This is a genomic window from Trabulsiella odontotermitis (genome assembly GCF_001188485.1).
Taxonomy (GTDB): Bacteria; Pseudomonadota; Gammaproteobacteria; order Enterobacterales; family Enterobacteriaceae; genus Trabulsiella; species Trabulsiella odontotermitis_A.
Genome location: NZ_JNGH01000050.1, coordinates 21,887 through 30,725 on the forward strand (window position 1 = coordinate 21,887; position 8,839 = coordinate 30,725).

Genomic DNA, 8,839 nt, shown 5'->3' on the forward strand with positions numbered 1-8,839 from the left:
CCCGGTATTATCTGAATTTAGTATCACTCTGTATGAGTAGAGGATGAAATGCATATTACATACGATCTCCCGGTCACTCTTGATGATATTCAAATAGCAAAACAAAGACTCGCAGGCAAAATTTATAAGACGGGCATGCCGCGTTCTAATTATCTAAGTGAACGTTGTAAAGGTGAAATATACCTCAAGTTTGAGAACATGCAGCGCACGGGATCTTTTAAAATTCGTGGTGCATTCAACAAGCTGAGTTCACTGACCGAAGCCGAACGCCGTAAAGGCGTCGTCGCCTGTTCCGCAGGCAACCACGCGCAAGGGGTTTCTCTCTCCTGCGCGATGCTCGGCATTGATGGCAAAGTGGTGATGCCGAAGGGCGCGCCGAAGTCCAAAGTCGCCGCGACACAGGATTATTCCGCCGAAGTGATCCTGCACGGCGACAGCTTCAACGACACCATCGCCAGAGCCAGTGAAATCGTCGAAATGGAAGGCCGGATCTTCATTCCGCCGTATGACGATGCGCATGTTATCGCCGGACAGGGAACGATCGGCCTGGAAATCCTGCAGGATCTGTATGACGTCGATAACGTCATTGTACCGATCGGCGGCGGTGGTTTAATTGCCGGGATTGCCACGGCGATTAAATCCATTAACCCGACGATTAAAATTATTGGCGTCCAGTCAGAAAACGTGCATGGCATGGCAGCGTCATTCTATGCCGGTGAAATTACCAACCATCGTAACAGCAGTACATTAGCTGACGGTTGTGATGTGGCACGTCCGGGTATTTTACCGTTCGAAATTGTGTCTGAACTGGTTGACGATATTGTTCTGGTCACCGAAGACGAAATTCGCGACAGCATGATTGCACTTATTCAGCGAAATAAAGTGATTACCGAAGGAGCCGGTGCGCTGGCGTCTGCGGCATTACTGAGTGGTAAACTTGACGATTATATTCAGAAACGTAAAACCGTCAGCATTATTTCCGGCGGTAATATCGATCTGTCCCGCGTTTCACAAATTACCGGTTTTGTTGGTGCTTAATTATTATTGCTAAGGACTCGATATGAGTAACACAGAGACTATTATTGCCAGCCAGGCAAAGCCCTCGGCATGGCGAAAATCAGACACGACCTGGACGCTGGGCCTGTTCGGTACCGCAATCGGTGCCGGGGTATTGTTCTTCCCGATTCGTGCAGGCTACGGTGGTTTAATACCCATTCTTATTATGCTGGTGCTGGCGTATCCGATTGCGTTTTTATGCCACCGCGCACTGGCGCGTCTGTGTCTGTCAGGCGCTAACCCGTCAGGTAATATTACTGAGACGGTAGAAGAGCACTTCGGCAAAACCGGCGGTGTGGTGATCACATTCCTGTATTTCTTCGCAATCTGTCCATTGCTGTGGATTTACGGCGTCACGATCACCAACACCTTCATGACCTTCTGGGAAAACCAACTGGGTTACGCCGCCCTTAACCGTGGCGTGGTCGCACTGTTCCTGCTGCTCCTGATGGCTTTCGTCATCTGGTTTGGTAAAGATCTGATGGTGAAGGTCATGAGTTTCCTGGTCTTCCCGTTCATTGCCAGCCTGGTGCTGATTTCCCTGTCGCTGATCCCGTACTGGAACTCTGCGGTGATTGATCAGGTGAGCCTGAGCGATCTCTCCTTTACCGGTCATGACGGCATTCTGGTCACCGTCTGGTTGGGGATTTCCATCATGGTCTTCTCCTTTAACTTCTCACCGATCGTCTCTTCTTTCGTGGTCTCCAAGCGTGAAGAGTACGAGCAGGATTTCGGCAGAGATTTCACCGAGCGTAAATGTTCTCAGATCATCTCTCGCGCCAGCATGCTGATGGTGGCAGTGGTGATGTTCTTCGCCTTTAGCTGCCTGTTCACACTGTCTCCGGCCAACATGGCGGAAGCGAAAGCGCAGAACATTCCGGTGCTCTCTTACCTGGCGAACCACTTTGCGTCCCTGTCCGGTACCAAATCCACGTTCGCTACCGTACTGGAATTCGGTGCGTCAATCATTGCGCTGGTCGCTATCTTCAAATCGTTCTTCGGTCACTATCTCGGCACCCTGGAAGGGCTGAACGGTCTGATCCTCAAGTTCGGTTACAAAGGCGATAAAACCAAAGTGTCGATGGGCAAACTGAACACCATCAGCATGGTTTTCATCATGGGCTCAACCTGGGTCGTGGCGTATGCCAACCCGAACATTCTCGACCTGATTGAAGCGATGGGCGCGCCGATCATCGCCTCCCTGCTGTGCCTGCTGCCGATGTATGCCATCCGGAAAACCCCTGCGCTGGCGAAATTCAAAGGCAGAGCGGACAATATTTTCGTCACCGTTATTGGTCTGCTGACCATTCTGAATATTGTCTACAAACTGTTTTAATTAACCGAAATGCTCAGTATCTGGATGAGCGGAGAAGTAAAATGATGGAATTCCCTGTCGTACTGGTCATTAATTGTGGTTCATCGTCAGTTAAATTTTCGGTGATTGATGTAGAAACGCAGGATGTATTGCTGACGGGTATTACAGAAGGTATCAATACGGAAGAAGCATATTTACGTGTTAATGGAGGTGAGCCAGCATTGCTGGCTCACCAGAATTATGAATGTGCTTTGAAAGCGATTACCTTCGAACTGGAAAAACGCAATTTAATGAATAGCGTGGCTTTAATTGGTCACCGAATTGCTCACGGCGGCAGTATATTTAACGAATCGGTGGTGATCACCGATGAGGTCATTGAACTGATTCGCCAGGTCTCACCCCTGGCACCACTGCACAATTTCGCCAACCTGCGCGGCGTTGAATCCGCTCAGCAATTGTTCCCTGGCGTGAAGCAGGTCGCGGTATTTGATACCAGTTTCCACCAGACCATGGAGCCGGAAGCGTATCTGTACGGCTTGCCGTGGCGCTATTTTGAGGAGCTTGGCGTTCGTCGCTATGGCTTCCACGGCACGTCGCACCGCTATGTTGCGCAGCGCGCGCATCATCTGTTGCGCCTGTCTGACGAGGATTCAGGCGTAGTGATTGCTCACCTCGGTAACGGCGCCTCTATTTGCGCGGTTCGCAACGGCAAGAGCGTTGACACCTCCATGGGCATGACGCCGCTGGAAGGGCTGATGATGGGTACCCGCTGCGGCGACGTTGATTTCGGTGCCATGGCGTGGATTGCCAGCCAGACCGGACAGACGCTCGGCGATCTTGAGCGCGTGGTGAATAAAGAGTCCGGTCTGTTAGGCATTTCCGGTCTGTCATCCGATTTGCGGGTGCTGGAAAAAGCCTGGCACGAGGGGCATTATCATGCGCGTTTAGCCATTAAAACCTTCGTGCACCGTATTGCGCGCCATATTGGTGGACACGCAATGGCGCTGCATCGTCTTGATGGCGTTATTTTCACGGGCGGTATTGGTGAAAACTCCACGCTGATTCGCCAGCTGGTTGTCGAACATTTACACGTATTCGGCATCGAACTGGATCATGAAAAGAATAAATTACCCGGCAGTGCCGGTGAGCGAATTATTTCTGCGCCAGATTCGCGAATTGCCTGCGCGGTAATCCCCACCAATGAAGAGAAAATGATTGCGCTTGATGCCATTCATTTAGGAAAAATTAACGCGACAGCTGAATACGCTTAATTTCTAAAGAGAGTAATTTCATGAAGGTAAATATCGATACCAGCGATATGCTGTATGCCGACGCCTGGCAGGGATTTAATGGTTCGGAATGGAAGCACGAAATAAACGTTCGCGATTTTATTCAGAATAACTATACGCCGTATGAAGGCGATGAAACCTTCCTTGCCGACGCCACCCCCGCGACCACGGCACTGTGGGAAAAAGTCATGGCGGGCATCCGTACGGAAAACGCCACGCATGCGCCAGTCGATTTTGATGTCAACGTGGCAACAACGATTACTGCCCACGCACCAGGGTACATTGAAAAAGATCTCGAAAAAATCGTCGGCCTGCAGACCGATAAACCGCTGAAACGTGCGCTGCATCCGTTTGGCGGCATCAATATGATTAAAAGCTCGTTCGACGCCTATGGCCGTGAAATGGACGAGCAGTTTGAATATGTGTTTACGCACTTACGTAAAACGCACAACCAGGGCGTCTTTGACGTTTACTCGCCGGAAATGCTGCGCTGCCGTAAATCGGGGATCCTGACGGGGCTGCCGGACGGTTACGGTCGTGGCCGCATCATCGGCGACTCGGCATTCGTTATCTGGTGCGCGAGCGCGAACTGCAGTTTGCTGATTTGCAGTCACGCCTCGAGCGCGGTGAAGATCTCGAAGCCACCATCCGCCTGCGTGAAGAGCTGTCAGAGCATCGCCGCGCGCTGTTGGAAATCCAGGAAATGGCGGCGAGCTATGGCTGCGATATCTCGCGCCCGGCGCGTACGGCGCAGGAAGCGGTGCAGTGGCTCTACTTTGCCTATCTGGCGGCGGTGAAATCACAGAACGGCGGGGCGATGTCTCTGGGCCGTACCGCGTGCTTCCTCGATATCTATATTGAACGCGATATGCGTAAAGGCGTGCTGACGGAGACGCAGGCGCAGGAACTGGTCGATCACTTCATCATGAAGATCCGCATGGTGCGCTTCCTGCGCACGCCGGAATTCGACTCGCTGTTCTCCGGCGATCCGATCTGGGCGACGGAAGTGATCGGCGGGATGGGGCTGGATGGCCGCACGCTGGTGACCAAAAGCGCGTTCCGCTACCTGCATACCCTGCACACCATGGGACCTGCGCCGGAGCCCAACCTGACCATTCTGTGGTCGGAAGCGCTGCCGATTGCGTTCAAAAAATACGCGGCGCAAATGTCTATCACCACCTCGTCGTTGCAGTATGAAAACGATGATTTGATGCGTGCGGATTTCAACAGCGACGACTACGCCATCGCCTGCTGCGTCAGCCCGATGGTGATCGGCAAACAGATGCAATTCTTCGGCGCCCGCGCCAACCTGGCGAAAACGCTGCTGTACGCCATTAACGGCGGTGTGGACGAAAAACTGAAAATCCAGGTCGGGCCGAAAACCGCGCCATTGATGGATGATGTGCTGGAATTCAACACCGTGATGAACAGTCTGGACCATTTCATGGACTGGCTGGCGGTGCAGTACATCAGTGCGCTGAATCTCATTCACTACATGCATGACAAATACAGCTACGAAGCGTCGCTGATGGCGCTGCACGACCGCGATGTTTATCGCACGATGGCCTGTGGCATCGCCGGGTTGTCGGTGGCGGTGGATTCGCTCTCCGCCATCAAATACGCCCGCGTGAAACCGGTGCGTGATGAGAGCGGGCTGGCCGTCGATTTCGTGATTGAAGGCGAGTATCCGCAGTACGGTAACAACGACGACCGCGTCGACAGCATTGCCTGCGATCTGGTCGAACGCTTTATGAAGAAAATTAAAGCGTTACCGACCTACCGTAACGCAGTGCCAACGCAGTCGATTCTGACCATTACGTCCAACGTGGTGTATGGCCAGAAAACCGGGAATACGCCGGATGGCCGCCGCGCGGGCACGCCGTTTGCGCCGGGCGCGAACCCGATGCACGGTCGCGATCGCAAAGGCGCGGTCGCCTCGCTAACCTCGGTCGCCAAACTGCCATTCACCTACGCCAAAGACGGGATCTCCTACACCTTCTCGATTGTTCCTGCGGCGCTGGGCAAAGACGACGGCGTGCGGAAAACCAACCTGGTCGGTCTGCTTGATGGCTATTTCCATCACGAAGACGCAACGGTCGAAGGCGGGCAGCATCTTAACGTCAACGTCATGAACCGCGACATGCTGTTGGATGCCATCGCCCACCCGGAAAACTATCCCAACCTGACGATTCGCGTGTCGGGTTATGCGGTGCGCTTTAACGCACTGACGCGCGAACAGCAGCAGGATGTCATTTCGCGCACCTTTACCCAGGCGATTTGAAAAAGGAAATAAACATGAAAAAAGTGATTGAAACCACGCGCGCGCCGGGGGCTATTGGCCCTTATGTGCAGGGCGTTGATCTCGGCGCGATGGTCTTTACCTCTGGCCAGATCCCGGTAAACCCGGAAAATGGTTCAGTGGCGGATGACGTCGCCGCGCAGGCGCGCCAGAGTCTGGAAAACGTGAAGGCCATCGTCGTCGCGTCAGGTCTGAGCGTCGGGGACATAGTGAAAACCACCGTCTTCATCACTGACCTGAATGATTTTTCGGTGATCAATGACGTCTATAAGCAATTTTTTGATGAGCATGATGCGGTCTATCCGACGCGCAGCTGCGTGCAGGTGGCTCGCCTGCCGAAAGATGTGAAGCTGGAAATTGAAGCGATCGCCTATCGCGGTGAACGCTAAACGCGCGTCAGCCTACAGGCCGTCACCGTGACGGCCTGTCCTGAAGTCGGGTGTCCCCATACTTTTTGAGCGGGTGCTGAAGATGATTAGCTCATTCGATATTTTTAAAATTGGCATTGGACCCTCCAGTTCTCACACCGTTGGCCCCATGAATGCGGGCAAACAGTTTATTGATGAACTGGAAAGCCTGGGATGGCTTTCACAAACCGGACGCATCAGCGTTGATCTGTATGGCTCACTGTCTCTGACCGGCAAAGGTCATGCCACCGATACCGCGGTGATCATGGGGCTGGCAGGCAACAGCCCGCAGAACGTCAAAATTGACGCCATTGCGGGATTTATCCAGCAGGTGGCCCGCAGCGGGCAACTGCCGGTGGCGAACGGCAACGCCCTCGTCGCCTTCCCGATGCCTGAAAGCGTGACATTCCACGAAACCGCGCTGCCACGGCATGAAAACGGCATGCGCATCACGGCCTGGCGCGACAATGAACCGCTGCTGGAAAAAGTCTATTACTCCATCGGCGGCGGATTTATCGTCGAGGAGTCGCAGTTCGGCCAGAACCATAACATTGAACAGCCGGTGCCGTATCCTTTCGCCTCCGCCGGCGAGCTGCTGTCGCTGTGTAAACTGCACGGGCTATCCATCTCCGGACTGATGATGCAAAACGAGCTGGCGCTGCGCAGTAAAACGGAAATCGAAGACGGGTTTGACCGTATCTGGCAAACCATGACCACCTGCATTGAGCGTGGGATCAACACCGAAGGCGTGCTGCCTGGCCCGCTGACGGTTCCGCGTCGTGCAGTGGCGCTGCGGCGGATGCTGGTGTCGAGCGATCGTGTTTCACAGGATCCGATGAACGTGATCGACTGGATCAACATGTTCGCGCTGGCGGTCAGCGAAGAAAACGCCGCGGGTGGGCGCGTGGTTACCGCGCCGACGAACGGTGCCTGCGGGATCGTCCCGGCAGTGCTGGCCTACTACGACAAATTCCGCCGGGCGGTAAACGCGAATTCCGTATCGCGTTATTTCCTCGCCGCCGGTGCCATTGGTTCGCTGTATAAAATGAACGCCTCGATTTCGGGCGCCGAAGTGGGCTGCCAGGGCGAAGTGGGCGTGGCCTGTTCGATGGCGGCGGCCGGGTTAACCGAACTGCTGGGTGGCAGCCCACAGCAGGTGTGCGTGGCGGCGGAAATCGCCATGGAGCATAACCTCGGGCTGACCTGCGATCCGGTGGCCGGTCAGGTGCAGATCCCGTGCATTGAGCGTAACGCCATCAACGCGGTAAAAGCGGTGAATGCCGCGCGCATGGCGCTACAACGCACCAGCGAAGCGCGGGTATCGCTCGATAAAGTCATTGAAACCATGTATGAAACCGGCAAAGACATGAACGACAAATACCGCGAAACCTCCCGCGGCGGCCTGGCGATCAAAGTGGTGTGTGATTAATGAAACCTGTTGTGGTGGTCGTCTGGCCGCCACAATACAGCGCGCTGAAATTATGATGTACCTCTCATTTCTGTTTTTAATAAAATAAGTTTCTCTTTATTGATTATCCGTACAAATATTTTCTCCTTTTGCCCCATATTCCCGCCGTCATTGTGACTTTTTTCTCCTTACTCACAGGTATCATTTTCACTATCTAAGGCATTCCTTAAGCGGACAAACAGGCAGTCAAGGTCGTGAATATGGTAAACCCGGAAAAACAGTCATTATGGAAAAAATTCATCCGCGCCGTGCAGGAAGAGGTAAAACCGGCGCTGGGGTGTACTGAGCCGGTTTCGCTGGCGCTGGCCTGCGCCACCGCTGCGGAGAAACTGGACGGGACCGTGGACCGGATTGATGCCTGGGTGTCGCCGAATCTGATGAAAAACGGCATGGGCGTGACGGTACCGGGAACCGGCATGACCGGGCTGCCCATCGCTGCCGCGCTTGGGGCGATCGCAGGCGATGCCAGTGCCGGGCTGGAAGTGCTCAACAAGGCCACTGCGCAGGATATTGCCTGCGCCAGAGAGATGCTGGATAACGGTAAAGTGCGCGTAATGCTGGAAAACCCGTGCGAGGAGATCCTCTCTTCGCGGGCAAAGGTCTACGCCGGTGACGCGTGGGTCAGCGTTACGATTGCGGGCGGACATACCTGCATCACCCGTATCGAAAAACAGGGCGACGTGCTTTTCGAACGTAATGACAATGTACCGACGGAAGCGGTGGCCTGCCCGCTGGAAATCCTCGCAGAGACCTCGCTGCAGGATATTTTTGCCTTCATCAACGAGGTGCCGTTTGAGGATATTCGCTTCATACTCGACGCTGCCCATCTGAATGATGCCTTATCCCGCGAAGGGCTGCGGGGGCAGTGGGGGTTGCACATTGGCGCGACGCTCGATCGGCAACGCCAGCGCGGGTTGATGGCCCGCGATCTGTCGAGTGACATTGTCATCCGCACCAGCGCCGCCTCGGACGCGCGTATGGGGGGCGCGACGCTGCCTGCCATGA

5 protein-coding genes and 2 pseudogenes are annotated in these 8,839 nt (G+C 54.3%); all 7 read left to right on the forward strand.

Annotation, left to right across the window (positions count from 1 at the left end; translation table 11 throughout):
* Window positions 1–48: 48 nt before the first annotated feature.
* The gene (gene tdcB, locus GM30_RS03735) at window positions 49–1,038 is read left to right on the forward strand and encodes a bifunctional threonine ammonia-lyase/L-serine ammonia-lyase TdcB (RefSeq protein ID WP_049847540.1); all 990 of its coding nucleotides are present in this window, start codon (window positions 49–51) and stop codon (window positions 1,036–1,038) included.
* Between the two features lie 22 nt (window positions 1,039–1,060).
* The gene (gene tdcC / locus GM30_RS03740; RefSeq protein ID WP_049847541.1) at window positions 1,061–2,392 is read left to right on the forward strand and encodes a threonine/serine transporter TdcC; all 1,332 of its coding nucleotides are present in this window, start codon (window positions 1,061–1,063) and stop codon (window positions 2,390–2,392) included.
* Window positions 2,393–2,433: 41 nt separating this feature from the next.
* On the forward strand, window positions 2,434–3,642 hold the full coding sequence (tdcD, locus tag GM30_RS03745) for a propionate kinase (protein WP_049847542.1): 1,209 nt from the start codon (window positions 2,434–2,436) through the stop codon (window positions 3,640–3,642).
* A gap of 20 nt (window positions 3,643–3,662) precedes the next feature.
* Window positions 3,663–5,941, forward strand: a pseudogene (gene pflB / locus GM30_RS03750) (formate C-acetyltransferase).
* Between the two features lie 14 nt (window positions 5,942–5,955).
* A complete protein-coding gene (locus GM30_RS03755; protein WP_049847543.1) occupies window positions 5,956–6,348 on the forward strand; it encodes an enamine/imine deaminase in 393 nt (130 codons plus the stop codon).
* Between the two features lie 82 nt (window positions 6,349–6,430).
* Window positions 6,431–7,795, forward strand: coding sequence for an L-serine ammonia-lyase (gene tdcG / locus GM30_RS03760; protein WP_049847545.1), 1,365 nt, complete (start codon window positions 6,431–6,433; stop codon window positions 7,793–7,795).
* Between the two features lie 239 nt (window positions 7,796–8,034).
* Window positions 8,035–8,839, forward strand: a pseudogene (locus GM30_RS03765) (serine dehydratase subunit alpha family protein); the annotation flags it as partial.

Bases quoted from the DNA above. Each gene is read 5' to 3' on its own strand.
- tdcB (WP_049847540.1), top strand. From the start codon at position 49: ATGCATATTACATACGATCTCCCGGTCACTCTTGATGATATTCAAATA.
- tdcD (WP_049847542.1), top strand. From the start codon at position 2,434: ATGATGGAATTCCCTGTCGTACTGGTCATTAATTGTGGTTCATCGTCA.
- tdcG (WP_049847545.1), top strand. From the start codon at position 6,431: ATGATTAGCTCATTCGATATTTTTAAAATTGGCATTGGACCCTCCAGT.
- tdcC (WP_049847541.1), top strand. From the start codon at position 1,061: ATGAGTAACACAGAGACTATTATTGCCAGCCAGGCAAAGCCCTCGGCA.
- GM30_RS03755 (WP_049847543.1), top strand. From the start codon at position 5,956: ATGAAAAAAGTGATTGAAACCACGCGCGCGCCGGGGGCTATTGGCCCT.